Annotated in this window: 15 protein-coding genes; 5 read left to right on the top strand and 10 right to left on the bottom strand. The window is 42.4% G+C overall.

Annotation, left to right across the window (positions count from 1 at the left end):
- Nucleotides 1-168 precede the first annotated feature (168 nt).
- The 3 genes from CSV77_RS04390 to CSV77_RS04380 form a co-directional block, all read right to left on the bottom strand.
- Nucleotides 169-747: a Fic/DOC family protein gene (locus tag CSV77_RS04390; RefSeq protein ID WP_099672447.1), complete on the bottom strand. Its 579-nt coding sequence runs from the start codon at nucleotides 745-747 to the stop codon at nucleotides 169-171.
- Nucleotides 734-907: a Zn-dependent hydrolase gene (locus CSV77_RS04385; protein WP_233189534.1), complete on the bottom strand. Its 174-nt coding sequence runs from the start codon at nucleotides 905-907 to the stop codon at nucleotides 734-736. Before CSV77_RS04385 ends, CSV77_RS04390 begins: the two co-directional genes overlap by 14 nt.
- A gap of 252 nt (nucleotides 908-1,159) precedes the next feature.
- Nucleotides 1,160-1,357: a DUF6440 family protein gene (locus tag CSV77_RS04380; RefSeq protein ID WP_099672446.1), complete on the bottom strand. Its 198-nt coding sequence runs from the start codon at nucleotides 1,355-1,357 to the stop codon at nucleotides 1,160-1,162.
- A 182-nt stretch (nucleotides 1,358-1,539) separates the two neighbouring features.
- Between CSV77_RS04380 and CSV77_RS04375 the strand changes: the two genes are divergently transcribed.
- A complete protein-coding gene (locus CSV77_RS04375) occupies nucleotides 1,540-3,021 on the top strand; it encodes an S-layer homology domain-containing protein (protein ID WP_099672445.1) in 1,482 nt (493 codons plus the stop codon).
- Nucleotides 3,022-3,449: 428 nt separating this feature from the next.
- Here the strand turns inward: CSV77_RS04375 and CSV77_RS04370 are convergent, their stop codons facing one another.
- The 3 genes from CSV77_RS04370 to CSV77_RS04360 all read right to left on the bottom strand — a co-directional run bounded on the left by CSV77_RS04370 (nucleotide 3,450) and on the right by CSV77_RS04360 (nucleotide 6,448).
- Nucleotides 3,450-4,700, bottom strand: coding sequence for an Nramp family divalent metal transporter (locus tag CSV77_RS04370; RefSeq protein WP_099672444.1), 1,251 nt, complete (start codon nucleotides 4,698-4,700; stop codon nucleotides 3,450-3,452).
- A 51-nt stretch (nucleotides 4,701-4,751) separates the two neighbouring features.
- Nucleotides 4,752-5,387 (bottom strand): helix-turn-helix transcriptional regulator, encoded by a 636-nt coding sequence (locus CSV77_RS04365; protein ID WP_099632173.1) that lies wholly within the window; start codon nucleotides 5,385-5,387, stop codon nucleotides 4,752-4,754.
- 107 nt (nucleotides 5,388-5,494) lie between these two features.
- A complete protein-coding gene (locus CSV77_RS04360; protein WP_099672443.1) occupies nucleotides 5,495-6,448 on the bottom strand; it encodes an agmatinase family protein in 954 nt (317 codons plus the stop codon).
- Between the two features lie 195 nt (nucleotides 6,449-6,643).
- Between CSV77_RS04360 and CSV77_RS04355 the strand changes: the two genes are divergently transcribed.
- Nucleotides 6,644-7,090 carry a hypothetical protein gene (locus tag CSV77_RS04355; protein ID WP_144034657.1) on the top strand — a complete coding sequence of 149 codons (447 nt, stop codon included), beginning with the start codon at nucleotides 6,644-6,646 and terminating at the stop codon, nucleotides 7,088-7,090.
- Nucleotides 7,091-7,168: 78 nt separating this feature from the next.
- Here the strand turns inward: CSV77_RS04355 and tatC are convergent, their stop codons facing one another.
- Together tatC and tatA are read right to left on the bottom strand one after the other, a co-directional pair.
- Nucleotides 7,169-8,077, bottom strand: a complete 909-nt coding sequence (tatC, locus tag CSV77_RS04350) for a twin-arginine translocase subunit TatC (RefSeq protein ID WP_099672441.1) — start codon at nucleotides 8,075-8,077, stop codon at nucleotides 7,169-7,171.
- An 8-nt stretch (nucleotides 8,078-8,085) separates the two neighbouring features.
- Entirely contained in the window at nucleotides 8,086-8,307 is a 222-nt protein-coding gene (gene tatA, locus CSV77_RS04345; protein ID WP_199171356.1) for a twin-arginine translocase TatA/TatE family subunit, read from the bottom strand.
- Nucleotides 8,308-8,764: 457 nt separating this feature from the next.
- Between tatA and CSV77_RS04340 the strand changes: the two genes are divergently transcribed.
- On the top strand, nucleotides 8,765-10,018 hold the full coding sequence (locus CSV77_RS04340; RefSeq protein ID WP_099672440.1) for an S-layer homology domain-containing protein: 1,254 nt from the start codon (nucleotides 8,765-8,767) through the stop codon (nucleotides 10,016-10,018).
- A gap of 266 nt (nucleotides 10,019-10,284) precedes the next feature.
- On the opposite strand, the gene rpoN is transcribed toward CSV77_RS04340, so the two are convergent.
- Entirely contained in the window at nucleotides 10,285-11,565 is a 1,281-nt protein-coding gene (gene rpoN / locus CSV77_RS04335) for an RNA polymerase factor sigma-54 (protein ID WP_099672439.1), read from the bottom strand.
- A gap of 101 nt (nucleotides 11,566-11,666) precedes the next feature.
- On the bottom strand, nucleotides 11,667-12,092 hold the full coding sequence (locus CSV77_RS04330; protein ID WP_099672438.1) for a DUF1284 domain-containing protein: 426 nt from the start codon (nucleotides 12,090-12,092) through the stop codon (nucleotides 11,667-11,669).
- 380 nt (nucleotides 12,093-12,472) lie between these two features.
- On the opposite strand from CSV77_RS04330, the gene tnpA reads away from it, so the two are divergent.
- Nucleotides 12,473-12,841, top strand: a complete 369-nt coding sequence (tnpA, locus tag CSV77_RS04325; protein WP_099672437.1) for an IS200/IS605 family transposase — start codon at nucleotides 12,473-12,475, stop codon at nucleotides 12,839-12,841.
- Between the two features lie 19 nt (nucleotides 12,842-12,860).
- On the top strand, nucleotides 12,861-14,306 hold the full coding sequence (locus tag CSV77_RS04320; RefSeq protein WP_099672436.1) for an RNA-guided endonuclease TnpB family protein: 1,446 nt from the start codon (nucleotides 12,861-12,863) through the stop codon (nucleotides 14,304-14,306).
- Nucleotides 14,307-14,669 lie beyond the last annotated feature (363 nt).

Genomic DNA, 14,669 nt, shown 5'->3' with positions numbered 1-14,669 from the left:
TAATAATTGCCCCCGAATGTTTAACATGCAGCTTACATTTTACCCTGAACTATCCCTTGCCATATTCGATGAGTTCCTCCAAACGACACCACAAATAGTCCGCTTAATAGTAAACTCCTAATATGAAATACGGGCACTAATCTGTGTAAAAGATCAGTACCCGTTATATTATTCAACGTATTGAATCGTTTCCAAGAATACTTCTCTTAGTGGCTTTAAATCAGTTACAGACTTAATCATGGCATGCAGATACTTTTCACTCTCCAGCGTTTCATACGACCACTCAATTCCTCTACTCATTGCGTAAGCATGTAGAAAAATCCGGATAGTTCTACCATTCCCTTCTCGAAAAGGATGCAACATATTTAATTCTGCTTTGAAGTAAGCTAAACGATCTGCAGCTTCATTTAATGAATTCCAAAGAGGCTCCTCATTTAACTCCATAAATAAGTTACTTGCATAGCTATCCAAGAATTGAACTTGACAGAAACGAGTAGCACCTTTCATGAGTTGAACATTCCTAAAGTTTCCTGCAAAGGGGTAGATATCTTGAAATAGATAATGATGCAGCTCTTGGAACTTTTTCAAAGTAAATGATTCGAATATGAAATCGTTTTGTTCTAGTGCCATTGCACGAAGAGAAAACGCCAATGCTTCTGCTCTTTCGAGTTCTTTATAAGAATTAATCTCCAATAAATTGTGTTTTATTAGGTACTTATCATTTTCTTTATCATTATACTTTCCCATGCCGCAATATATCCTTAATCAAAGTAGGGGTAATTGAAGTCTTTGTATTTATGAGTTCTAAGACTTTTTCCTGCATATCAGAAGAAATTTTTAAATTTTCGAGATGTAGATTATGCATCACTCGTCTAAATTCTTTTGAGTCAAGATCCAATGGCTTCATATAAACCACCCCTTTATCATTATAATCGTACCTTATATTATACAGTTCTAATGGGTTAATTACTAATTAGACGTATGACCAAATCCTTCTTGCGGAATCGCACCCATTTGCTTTAGTTTCCTATTAGTATTTCAAAAGTAAGTAGCAACGGGTCGCCAAAAGCATCTTTACATGTTGATCCGCTTTAAATGACTGCCAGTAGATCCGCTTGAAAGGAATGTATCCAATGCGAGAGAGACAGAATGTGGATTTCTACATAGTGGACTTACCTGATCTTATATACTCTTGATCGACGAGTGGTTTTCCTTCCGCATCGACGAGGACTGTCATGCCTAGGCCGTAGCCTTGTGCTTGTGACATATAAAGTACACCGGTTTCATTGTCGCGGATCACTTGAAATTGCTGCAGTTTGCCTTGTTTTTCGATGATTTCAAAACGTTTCTTATCCATTCTAGACCCTCCTTTGTATTAGTATTACTATACAACGTGTTATTTGATTATTCAAAAGTCCATTGATTTCTATTAAATAGTGCATTAATCTAAAGAGAAATTAATTCAAAAAACTTTGAAACTATTTCTGTAATTCTACGTCTGTACGGCATACTACTAGATTATGGAGAGGATGAAGTCGAATGAAGAATAAAATCATAGCAATACTCGGTGCGATTTTGCTAGCATGTAGTGTACCTGTATCAAGCGCAGCGGCAGGCAATCCGAAGTTTCCGGATGTTCCAGATTCGAAGCATTTCGCGGAAGCAGTTAATGACTTGGCGTCACGTAATATAATTGGAGGCTATCCAGACGGTACATTCCGTCCGAACGACTCTATCACGAGAGGGCAGGCAGCTGCCATTATCGTGAAGATGACGAAGCTTTCTACTACGAATATAAAAGATCCAAAGTTCAAAGACGTGTCGACTGCAAATGGCTACTATAAAGCGATTGCGGTACTGGCGGAAAAAGGAGTCATCAACGGCTATGGAGACGGGCGATTCGGGCCAAACGATTCGATTACACGCGCGCAAATGGCTTCGATCATCATCAAAGCGTTTGAATTACCACTATATCGTGATCCCGATTATGGATTTAAAGACGTTGTGCATAAAAATGGCCACAGAGATGGAATTTATAGTTTGTATCAACTCGGGCTGACAACTGGTACGTCTCCTACGACATTTAGTCCAAACGCCACTATCACAAGAGGTCAAGCAGCGAAATTACTAAAAGCGGCGGAAGATGTGAAGCCTGGAATTCTAACGATGCATGCGAAAGATTTTAAATGGAAGAGATTCAATAATGTCAGCAAAACGAACTCGAATGTATTCGACGTCGTGGCAGACAGTGAAATCCCAAGTCAAGTCAATTTGCAAACGAAGATTCATATTGTTCCAAAGGAAGAAGGAACAGCTACACTGACTTTTTCAGGGGTAGCTTCATCTGATACATCCGATAAAAGTTATAGAAAATACTATGTGCATGTCAAAAAAGTGAATGGTGCATGGGATATTTCATTGGAAGAGACTGAAGATATTTATTCCACACCTGTCGTGCTGTGGAAACATTATGAAAGAAGAGAAAATAACGAAGCATTCATTGATGCTACGTCGATTTCCCTTTCGACAGCAGCGGGAAAACTGGTGAATGATCGCGTAGAGTTTAAGCGATGCGAAAATCAGTTGCAACAATATTGTCATGTCATCCAACTGGATCAGCCGGGCGAATTTATTGCGACGGTTATGTATGCGGATGGCAAGATCGTACGTTATTATGTCTCATCAACTGAAATTAAAGAACAATTTTATTATTACATCCATGTTACGCCGATCAAATCGGAAGAGGTGCTGAGCATTTGGGAAGGCGCTAAACTGGGCAAGCATGTGCTGCCTAAAGGAAGTGAACAGATTGCGACAGTGACAAGAGATCCGGGGACGAATGTGTTCCGTATCACACCGAAGAAACCAGGAGAATTCTATATCGACTTCCCGGAAGCTAAGGGCGTGTCACAGGGTAATCACAGAGTTTACTACGGCATCACAGTGAGAGTCAGTCAACTGGGCGCTTATCTGCATGTAGACGCAACGGTTAGTGAAGAAGACGATATGATTTTTAATTAATTAAATAGGATTGAGCAAAGCAGACATGCATTACGTGTCTGCTTTTTTTGAGTTTTGCAAAAAATATCTCGAGTAGTATGGTCCTATGTACACTAACCTAAAAAAGTGAGACAAATAAAAACACCTTACGTTGAAAATCGGGTATTGAACATTAATACATCAATGTGAAGAAGATGATCACTCTAGCGCTCTGCCGTTGTGGCAGAACGCTTAAATGAGCGGTTTAAGAAGTGGATAGAGCGGATATACGAATACATAGAGCAGTCGTGGGGTGTGATAGAGCAGTAATGCGTCTAGATAGAGCGGATAAGTAGCCCCATAGAGCGCTCCCCGTTATTTAATGAGCGAATAGTGAAAATAGAACCTCTTAGATACACGAAAAAGCGTCCCACTTTTACAGTGAAACGCTTTTCCCTATACAACCATTCTTACAAATACATTTGAACTGCATCAACTAAACTATACCCACCAAGGAAAATCGCAATCAAGATGACGATCGCTCCAATGATATTGAGTGAAGTGGAGTTGCGCTGATCACCAAGTAATTGTTTATTATTCATGATGATAAACAAGTATACCGCAACAATCGGAAGCAAAATACCATTCAACGCTTGTGCCGCAAGCAATACGTCGAGTGGACTGAAGCCAATTGCGGATGTGATAATACCGATGATAATCACACCGGAGAATACCATTTTGAACTTTTTATTCTTCATTCCGCCTTCCCACTTCAGCACACTGCTGATTGCAACTGCTGCACCAAGTGGACTTGCGATAGCGGAGGAGAAGCCTGCTGCGAAAATTCCGATCGCGATAAATACTTTTGCCCATGAACCGAATAAAGGTTCCAATTGGACGGACAGATCCGCAACACTCGTTACTTCCATGCCCATCATCGTAGAGGCAGCTGTGATTAACACGGCAGCAGTGATTAATCCACCGACACAAATCGAAATGATCGTGTCCCATCTTGCTTCCTTCAAGTCACTTACTTGCGTCCAACGTTCTTGCACCATAGAAGAGTGGATGAAGAAGTTGTACGGAACGACTGTGGTTCCGACCAGTGCGATAATAATAATGATTGAACCAGTTGGTACACTTGGGATAAATGCTCCCGCGAACACCGCGCCGAGATCAGGTTTTACGACAATCATAGTCGTAATGAACGTCACGCTCATGACGATGACTAGGAAAATCATTAACTTTTCGATTAATTTATAACTACCTGACAATCCGAGAAACAGAATCGCTATGCCAATGAAAGGGCTTACAATATGTGCTGGAATATTCGTCAATGTAGAGACACCAAGGGATGTTCCCATCAAATCTCCCGAAATATACGCAGCACAGCCAACGCCAATCGATATAATGACGAGCCATATAGAAGCGAATTTCAGTAAAGGCTGTTTAAATTGGTCGTGTATCGCTTCGCCCAATCCCTTTTTTGACACGACACCAAGTCGTGCAGACATTTCCTGAAGAACGATGGTTGCGATAATAGAGAAGACTACTGCCCATAAAATGGCGTAACCAAATCCAGCACCTGCGCGAGTGGCGGTAGTGACAGTACCTGGACCTATGAATGAAGCCGTAATAATGGCTCCTGGTCCCATCGATTTTATCTTTGATAATACCCCTTTTTTCTTAGCTTGCTGTGTAGCGGGTACGTTAGCGACCATCTTCTTTTCCTCCCTTACGTGTCCTCACTGAATAGGCGAGGAAAAGAAAAGTCACTTTTCCTCGAGTGAGTTATAAATGGTTTGTTTGGATACACCTAATAATTCTGCAATTCGATCAGCTGATCCTTGAATTAGAAAGATCCCTTTACTTTCCAACTGCCGCACAAAAGTAATTCGGTCCTTACGCTTCAAGTTTTCCACGTCGATTCCAAGCTCCACTATTGTGCTTTTGGTGATGTTGTCGAACACTTCATCGATATGAGTCGCATACGTTTCATCAAAATGCTGCCCGTCGTAGCTCGTATCCGGTCGAATCATTTCTTCTAGCACATGGTGTAAACGATTGATTTCCGTAATATCTAAATTGATACCAAGGAAACCAATCACTTTGCCATCCATATCTCGAATGAAAACAATGGAAGTCTTGATCATCTTTCCACGCGTCGTATTCGTGATGATGCCATTCAGATCTTTAATATCCTCGTGCTTCTTCTTCAGTTCTCTCAAAATGACTTCCGTAGTAGGGGCACCAACCGATCTGCCCGTGACATCGCCTTTTAAATAAATTAAAGAAGATTCTACTTTCGTCACGTCATGGATCACCACTTCGCAACTCACATTGAACACACTATATATGGCATCAGCCATTCGTATATAAGAATCGAAAATCAATTGGTTTGGATTCATAACTTCTAACACTCCTCAGTTTTATTACTTTTCCTTATTTTCCTATATAAAGTTGGAAAAATCGACTATTTTCAATCGAAAGGTTTAGTAGTCTGAGAAGTAGTAGCTCATTTTCCTTCTTTTTGTTGATTATGAAGAATGTTTCCTGCTAGTGCATATAGGATCAACGTAGAAGCAAAGTGAGCAGAAAATTGATTAGGATCTTGCTGCGGATAAATTTCCACGAAATCCATACCGATTACGCCTAGTTTACAAATTTCATGTACCAATGTGAGTAATTCATAAGAAGTTAAGCCATTTCCGTCTACTGGACCGCCTGGATTGAATGCGAAGTCCAACACATCACTACAAATCGTCAAGTATACACAATCTACATCTTTTGACGCCTGTGCATAGATTTCTTTAGCCATCTCTTTTAAATCTTTATGGCCACGGATTTCATTGACCGTAATAGTCACTGCACCAGCAGCTTTCGCATTGCGTCCGCTTTCGGGTTTATTGCGAGGTCCGTGAATTCCTGTATGGATAATACTTTCATTGCGTACGCCTTCTTGTTCATACAAACGTGCAAATGGGCTACAACGAGCGAACTGGTCACCGTTATGTGATGGAAGGTTGTCATAGTGTGCATCCATATGAATGATTCCAACCTTTTTATCTTGCTCTGCAATCGCTTTCACGATAGGGTACGTAATACCGTGATCGCCGCCAAGACCGATGACGAACTTACCTGATTTCCATAATTCCGAAGTGAAGTTGGTGATGCGCTTCATTGTTTCATCTACATCAGAAGGCACGACGTCGACATCTCCCATATCACCTAGTGTGACGTTTTCGAAAACATCCATGTCGTTGATTTCAGGAAGGTAACCCGAGTAGCGTGCAGAACATAAGCGCATTACTTTTGGACCGAGTTCGCAACCTGTGTAATCTCCCCATGTAACCGCGCCTTCCCAAGGAACACCGTATACAATCGCGTCTACATCCGAAAAATCTTTTGTTGCTGATATATTTTTAGCCCCCAACATACATGGAGTATTGCCGTAGATCATCTCTGTCATATGAATAACCACCTTTAATTTTTTTAAAGAACTTGTACTAATAATAAAACCGATTTGACTAATTGTCAAATAGTTTTAAATAAATTAAATTGCGAGGGGGAATAAGTGTAGTTTTTTGGTGGGGGAGAAGGGTGGTATTGAGCGGTTGGCGGGGGATATTGAGCGGATAGCGTTGGACATAGAGCGGTAGGCGTGGTGGATAGAGCGTTAGACGCTGGACATAGAGCGGTAGGCGTGGCGGATAGGGCGTTAGACGCTGGACATAGAGCGGTAGGCGTGGTGGATAGAGCGTTTAACGTTGGACATAGAGCGGTAGGCGTGGCGGATAGAGCGTTTAACGTTGGACATAGAGCGGTAGGCGTGGCGGATAGAGCGTTAGACGCTGGACATAGAGCGGTAGGCGTGGCGGATAGAGCGGATAGCGTTGGACATAGAGCGGTAGGCGTGGCGGATAGAGCGTTTGACGCTGGACATAGAGCGGTAGGCGTGGCGGATAGGGCGTTTGGCGTTGGACATAGAGCGGTAGGCGTAGCGGATAGAGCGTTTAACGTTGGACATAGAGCGGTAGGCGTGGCGGATAGGGCGTTAGACGCTGGACATAGAGCGTTTAACGCCCGGCATAGAGCAGCTTGCTCAAATTAGTAAGCGACCGCGTCATTAAATACATTCCCTACGCAAAAAAGCGTCCCACTTTACAAGTGGAACGCTTTTTTCTAGTCTTTACGATGCCTCTGCTTCAGGTACCAGACGTTTTTCAGTTTTCATGACAATGAAAATACTCGCTTCATACAAAGCAATCATCGGAATGAGAATGATCAACTGACTTAAGAAATCAGGGGGCGTGATCAATGCGGATACAACTGCGAGTATCACATACGACCACTTTCTCACTTTTTTCATAGTTTCAGATGTCAGAATACCGATAGCGGACAGGAATAGTGCGACGATCGGGAGCTCAAACAGCAAGCCAATCGGCATGGTAGTCATTAATAGGAAACGTGCATATTCCTTTGCTGTGATCATGACATCGAAATTTATTTTACCGAGCTTCACTAAGAAGTTATAGCTCAGCGGATTGACCACGTAGTACCCGAATGCCAGACCACCGACGAACAGGATCAGAATTGCAGGGGAGTAGAGGCTTAGGAAACGTCCTTCTTTCTGCGTCAGACCCGGTTTGACGAACTGCCAGAGGAAATGACAGACGAACGGGACGGATAATCCAAACGCCATCGCGGCGGAAATCGTCGTATAGAATGAAATGACTTCAAGCGGACTCAAAACGATCAGCTTATAGCCCCGTGTAACGTATGGGAACCATAGATTGATGGTGCTGAATACGGCAATGAAGAAAACCAGGAATACGACGACACTTTTGATGAGCTGCTTCCGAAGATCCGTGAGATGTTCGATTAGCGCAGGATCTGTCTCCTTCTTTTCATCTTCAGATGGCTCTGGAGGCGGCATTCTTGGTTCATCCGGTTGTGGTTCTGGTTTTAATTCTTCTGGCACAGCCCGTTCAGTGGAAGAAGTCTCCGCAGAGTGAACGGGTAAAGCGGTTTCTTCATCTTTTGCTTTTTTGTCTGACGGGCTTTGGTTTTTTGAGTTTTGATCACTATACGGATCCATCTTGTCACCTACTTATTTATATCTTTTTTGTCTGTTTCTATTGTCTTTTGTGTAGTACTAGTTGTTTTCTCTTCATCATCGCCCATAATATCTTTTGTAGCTTTTTTGAACTCTGCCAAAGTTTTTCCGACTGCTGAGCCGACTTCAGGCAATTTACGAGGTCCGAAAAGAATCAAAATAATTACAAGGATAATAATGAGCCCTGGCACACCGATAGCTGCTAAATTCATAATCCATCCATCCTTCCTACTAAATTTATACGATAGGCAAGTACACCGACTGTTGCAGTATTGTTGTATCCACTATTATGAGTGAAATTGCTAACACTCACAACAAATAAGTTTTGTACGTTAATGAAGTCTAGACCGCTATAGTCGAAATTATCCCCAGTAACATGATAAATTGTTCTACCAATAGACTTAGAACTATGAACGTATTCATTGTAGTCTTACATATCATCGAAGTTTGTCGAAAGGATAACAATCTTTTCATGCTAACAGACTTCATATGATAGGTCAAATGTCATTTTCACTATGACAAAAGCTTGAAATAAGGCAGAATTAATGAGGATATTAAATTATTTGCAATATTGCGAAATTAAGTATATACGAATCATTTGAAACTTGGTAGAATACTAATAACAAGTAACCTACAGCCGACAAAATAATTCACTGAGGAGGAAAGAGTATGAACAAGATGAGTCGGATTTTCGTTTGGACGATAATGCTCGTTATGCTTTCATTTGTATCATTTGGTTCCACGCAAGCAGCAACAAAAGAATTCAAGGATGTGTCGAAAAATCACCCGAATTATGAAGCGATCCACTATTTACAGGATAAAGGCTTCATAGCCGGTTATACTGACGGCACATTCCGACCGCAAGAGCTGATTTCACGTAAACACGTGGCGAAGTTACTAGATCAAGCGCTGAAGTTACCGCAAGCAAACAGCACCGTCACGTACCATGATGTACCGAAAAGTCACCCGTACTATGACCCAATCATGAAGTTGACCGCAGCTGGCATTTTCAGTGGCGGAACAGATGGCTACTTCAATCCGGACGCACCGATTACACGGATTCAAATGGCGAAAGTTCTCGATATCGCGTTTGATTTGTATATGACGAAACAAAATTCATTTTATGATGTGTATATTGACCACTGGGGCTACACACATGCCAATGCGCTAAAAGCTAGTGGAGTTGCGAACGGTTATCCTGAAGGTGAATTTAAACCGAATGAACCCGTTACGCGCGCGCACTATGCACAATTCTTATACGCAGCTATCAAGGTGAAGGAAGCTCGTCCAGCGACAGATAAAGTGACTAAAGGTAAAGCATGGGATCTCGTCAATCGTAGAACATTTGAACTTGAGAAGACTATGCGTGATGCGCGGATGTATCAATGGATATATTTGGATATAGAGTCTACACTACGTATGAGTGCAACAAAAGCGTTTGTAGACGGGGATCTGAAAGGTTACTACAATCCTAAATGCCTGGACTGCTATACTAACGTCTTGCCATACATTAATAATGAGCCATTGGTACGGTTCGAGTTTACACAGCCCGATTCCAATACACTGAATGTAAACACGGTGGAATTCCAAAATGGCTATTCTGTTGGCGGATTTGTGGCCTATCAATTTAAAAAACAAGATAATAAATGGAAGATGAATTCGTTAAAGTATACGAAGGTTGGTACGAAGAACTTCCAGCTGACAATTAATGAAGCCAAAAAAGTTTTGGAAGCCGAGTTTACATCCTATGGACATAAAAATATGGTGGCTAAATATGTTACCACTACTCAGCAAATTGAATTGGATCCGGTAACAGATGCGAAGTACACATTTGACCAATATACATTTAATCTGGATTCAGATTATGGACGCTTCAAAGTGAAATTCAATTCTTCCGATGGCTTCACATCGTTTGTGAATTGAATAAAGGCACGTGCGATTAAGATTCTGGAGCGGGCATCGCAGAAATAAGTACAGACAAAGCAAAAAACAGCATACCCCCTGTCTAGTTACGACTGGGGGTATGCTGTTTTTAATTGGAGACTGATACACAAGAATATTATAACGTCTTTTCATAATGTTGGATGTATTGTTTGTCTAGCTAAGGCACATTGAATTACTGCAACAATACAAGTGAAGAGGGAAGATTCGAAAAATAAAGAACATGACTGAAGATGAAGAAATACGGCTTACAAAATCGACTTCCGTTTACTAGACGCCGGGATGTGAAGTTCTTCCCGGTACTTGCTGACCGTCCGGCGCGAAATAGTGATCCCTTGTTGTTCCAAGAGCAAATCCACAATCTTTTGATCAGATAACGGCTTCCGTTTATCCTCATGTGTAATCAGTGACTGAATCGATGTTTTGACAGCGGATGGCGACACACTGTCTCCATCCTGTGCGGCCAGTTTGGAAGTGAATAAAGAACGCATTTCGAACGTGCCGGCAGGTGTTTGGATCACTTTATTGGACACCGCACGGCTAACTGTCGACTCGTGCATTTCAATACTGTCCGCCACATCTTTCATCGTCATGGGTTGCAAGGCTTTCCTTCCATGGCGAAAAAATGCGTCCTGTTTTTCGAGAAGATCCGTGACAATGCGAATGATCGTATTGCGTCGCTGTTCGATGCTCGTTAGCAGCCATTGCGCTTGTTTATGGTAATTGCGCAAATAGGAAGACAGATCGGATGTACCTGTAAGTGAAGATACATACTCCCTGCGCAGACCAATTTTCGGGAGATCCCGATCGTTCAAATGAAATGACAATTTCCCGTCTTTTTCCTCTACGATCACATCAGGCATCATAAATTCTGTTTCACTGTTACCAAGCTCTGGACAAGGTCTTGGATGCAGCGTCAGCAGAAATTCATGCAATTCGTTTACCTGAGCCAGCGTAATATTCATACCTTTTGCGATATCAGCCCATTTACGTTCGGCCACATAGGGCAAATACTTCGATATGAACGTTTCCATTAAAGCGGGATACTCATCGCAACTTTTCACTTGTAGCAACAAACATTCCTGCAATGTCCGAGAACCTATGCCAGGCGGACCGATTTGTTGCAGTAATTCAATACCTGTCTCTACATTTTCTATAGACTGCATCTCTGCACAAAGATAGCCATTATCATCCAAGCTATGAATCAACGTCTTAAGTAATTGCTTTGTCTCGACATCTTCGAAATCGATTTCGACTTGGCGAAGCATTTGGTCACGCTTACTGACTTCTTGCTGCTTCACCCATTCTGTTGAATGGGTTTCCTGATTGGAATAATTTGTGGACTGTCGTTCTTGGAATGAATCCGTTCTTTCAGCTTCCTGTATCTCGATCACGGGGTTTTCCAACTCTTTTTCCCGTATATATAGTTCTAGATCATAAGTTGATAACTGCAATAGCTCGATCGCTTGCCGAAGTTCAGTAGTCATGCGCAAGCCGAGTTCTTGTTTTTGCTGGAGAGACATATTCATTGAAATCTCCTCCTCGTATAATGAAAGTGTATGAATACGCTTTCATATCTATGTACTTATCATATCATGCTATTTCGACTTGGACTATTGCTCTACGGAAATTATTTATTGTGAAGAACTTCCCGCAATCCTCTTAACTCTAGCATGTCCTCGACACCTTCCTGGCAATACCCGTACGAACGCCAAGAACACGTCTCACATATTACGACAATATCATCCGGCACGACATGTAGCCGAATCCTTCTTTCGACCTCACGCCAAGGTAGTACATCGCTGACTTTCAATCCAAGCGTATGTAAAATCACCGAATCGCGTTCATAAATCCCATCATCTTCGCAATGATACGGTTGCCCTTTGGGAAACTTAGCGCATAAAGAATCGGGTCCTCTTATAATCTGAATCAACGTATCGGGCCGCTCCCGTAACACGTCGTGTATTTTCGTCATATTTGCCGTGTACTCTTCCGAATAGCCCATTCCCCGATACCCAAGCAAACAAAAGATATGGTGTCCGCGAAATTTAATCATCGAAACCCGCCTTTTCTGAACTGTAAGTTATTTAACTAATTTTATTATTTAGTATACACATAATGGTGTGCGGGAGGGAAGTGCGAGTTTGGTGACATTGACTTTATGGATGTACATTCTATAATTAGCCCAATACGAAAATAATCTGCAGAGAGGGCTAGTGAACTATGAAAGACATAAAAGTAATTATCACAACACTGACACCAGGAAGCCCCTCATTTCAATGATGGGGAGGAATGGTGTCGGTTTTTTCTTTGTTCTACGACAAATAATATAGTAGATTGTTGCTAATCAAATATTGCTTTGGTATTATTGACAGATAAATCAGATAATAATCTAAGGGAGCTGTTTCACATGAATGACTATATACATAAAAAGGACTGGTCTACAAAAACCAATTTCATGTGATTTTTTGTCCGAAGTATCCTCGAAAGGTGCTAACAGGGGACATCGCAATGGATCTTGAACAGATATTCTACGAACTAGCAGAAGAAAAAGAGATTATCATTCATGCTCTGGAAATCATGCCAGAACACGTCCACTTATTCATAGAGTTTGATCCGCGGCTACTGCTACATAAGGTAATTAAAGATTTCAAGGGAGTTAGTAGCCGAAGACTGCGTGGCAAGTACCCATCCCTTAAGTCCAGGCTTCCGTCCCCCTGGACACGTAGCTATTTCAGTTGCACTGTTGGCCATATTTCAGAAGATACAATCAAGCACTATATTGAAAATCAGAAAAATGTCTAACTGGAAGGAGTGTTGATCGATGACGAACGGAACATATGTATTGACTCTTCCGCTACGCACAGAGCCGTGGCAAGAAGATGTTCTTCGGAAGCGGTTGAACATTGCCCGCACCCTCTACAATGCTTGTCTTGGAGAATTACTCCTTCGTAGAAAGAACCGAGGCAGGGATCCTCGCTATCGCTCTTTGCTTACAGAAAAACCATCTGTAGCACGCAATAAGGCGTTTCGGGAACTCGACAAGGAATACGGCCTAAGCGAATATGCTTTACATGCCTATGTGAAACCTATGCAACACCACTTCAAGAAGAATATCGATTCGAACACAGCCCAGAAAATTGCAACGCGAGCTTGGCACTCCTTCTCTAAGCTGCTATTTGGCAAATCGAAACGTGTCCACTTCAAACGAAAAGGGGAGATGCACTCTGTCGAAGGGAAAAGCAATGGCGCTGGCATTCGCCACAAAGAAAGATGCATTCACTGGAATGGGCTTACGCTGCCTATCCATCTTAAAGAACGTGACGTCTACGCTCATCTCGCCTTACAGGATCGCATCAAGTATTGCCGCATCATTCGAAGATCTATCCGAGGGTCAGAACGCTATTTTGTACAGCTCGTCCTCGAAGGTATTCCGCCAGAAAAGAAAGACCAAAAAGGCGAACTGAGGCACGCGAAAGGTGTCGGTCGCGTGGGGATTGATATTGGGCCACAAACGATTGCGATCGTTAGCGAGACAGATGCCAAACTCTTCCTACTCGCTCCAAATGTCATTCATTTGGAGCGGGAGATTCGCCTCTTGCAAAGAAAGCTGGATCGAAGTCGGCGAGCGACAAATCCCGAACGGTATCATCCAAATGGAACGATCAAGGGGGTACGTATACCTTGGCATGAAAGTAACACGTATCAAAAGGTGCGTCGGCAGCTCAATGAGTTACATCGAAAGATGACAGCCATACGAAAGCAGGACCATCAAATCATGGCCAATTGGATTCGTGCGATGGGAGATGATATTCGCGTGGAAACGATGTGTTTCTCGGGCTTACAACGTAGGTCCAGTAAGACAACCCTAAATGAGGTGACGGGTCGCATCTGTTCGAAGAGGCGATTTGGACGGTCGCTTGCTCGACGGGCCCCTGCACTTTTACTCTCGATATTGGACACGAAATTGCAGGCAGACGGCATTCATCTCAAAAAGATTGATACCTGGAGCGTCAAGGCGAGTCAATACAATCATATGGATGACACCTATCAAAAGAAGACCTTGAGCGACCGCTGGAACATATTTGGAAATCGACACATACAGCGAGACCTTTACAGTGCATTCTTGATTCAAAACACGAACGACGATTTAACAAGCATTGATCGAAGTTTATGTAATGCGTCATGGAACCGCTTTTGCGACGACCATGAAACGGAAATGATTCGACTATCCACCAGCATGATTCGCATTGCGAGCATGGGTCTGTAACAATGAGCAAAATTGAACAGGTCTTGAAATGGGCCTACCGAATCGTAACGCAGTCCGTTAGGGCATACGTGATTCCAGAAAGACTCAGGGAACTCGGTTAGTGTCCTGTCCAGTTATTATAGAGTCAGGAAGAAGCCGAATAGTACCTCAGAACCCACCGAATTCATTCGTGTGGAGTTTCAGATTGGTACTCGTCATGTTCAGTTTATCGGACTGTTATTGATTGTAGCAGGCGTCCTCTTCGGCTCGGGTACGTTGGAGATGTTTATACAGAATCGGAGTAAATCGGTACCGCCTGTTGGGTAGATGGTGAAGTGATAAATATAATCCGCTAGTTTAACAACTAAATCCAATTTCAAAAAC

Source organism: Sporosarcina sp. P16b (assembly GCF_002743065.1).
GTDB lineage: Bacteria > Bacillota > Bacilli > Bacillales_A > Planococcaceae > Sporosarcina.
The sequence above is the reverse complement of the archived record's forward strand: the minus strand, read 5'-3'. Positions and strand labels throughout refer to the sequence as shown.

Coding starts and splice junctions, on each gene's coding strand:
- CSV77_RS04385 (WP_233189534.1), bottom strand. CDS start 907: ATGAAGCCATTGGATCTTGACTCAAAAGAATTTAGACGAGTGATGCAT.
- CSV77_RS04380 (WP_099672446.1), bottom strand. CDS start 1,357: ATGGATAAGAAACGTTTTGAAATCATCGAAAAACAAGGCAAACTGCAG.
- CSV77_RS04330 (WP_099672438.1), bottom strand. CDS start 12,092: ATGATTAAATTTCGCGGACACCATATCTTTTGTTTGCTTGGGTATCGG.
- CSV77_RS04340 (WP_099672440.1), top strand. CDS start 8,765: ATGAACAAGATGAGTCGGATTTTCGTTTGGACGATAATGCTCGTTATG.
- tatA (WP_199171356.1), bottom strand. CDS start 8,307: ATGAATTTAGCAGCTATCGGTGTGCCAGGGCTCATTATTATCCTTGTA.
- CSV77_RS04370 (WP_099672444.1), bottom strand. CDS start 4,700: ATGGTCGCTAACGTACCCGCTACACAGCAAGCTAAGAAAAAAGGGGTA.
- tatC (WP_099672441.1), bottom strand. CDS start 8,077: ATGGATCCGTATAGTGATCAAAACTCAAAAAACCAAAGCCCGTCAGAC.
- CSV77_RS04390 (WP_099672447.1), bottom strand. CDS start 747: ATGGGAAAGTATAATGATAAAGAAAATGATAAGTACCTAATAAAACAC.
- rpoN (WP_099672439.1), bottom strand. CDS start 11,565: ATGAATATGTCTCTCCAGCAAAAACAAGAACTCGGCTTGCGCATGACT.
- CSV77_RS04365 (WP_099632173.1), bottom strand. CDS start 5,387: ATGAATCCAAACCAATTGATTTTCGATTCTTATATACGAATGGCTGAT.
- CSV77_RS04375 (WP_099672445.1), top strand. CDS start 1,540: ATGAAGAATAAAATCATAGCAATACTCGGTGCGATTTTGCTAGCATGT.
- CSV77_RS04320 (WP_099672436.1), top strand. CDS start 12,861: ATGACGAACGGAACATATGTATTGACTCTTCCGCTACGCACAGAGCCG.
- CSV77_RS04360 (WP_099672443.1), bottom strand. CDS start 6,448: ATGACAGAGATGATCTACGGCAATACTCCATGTATGTTGGGGGCTAAA.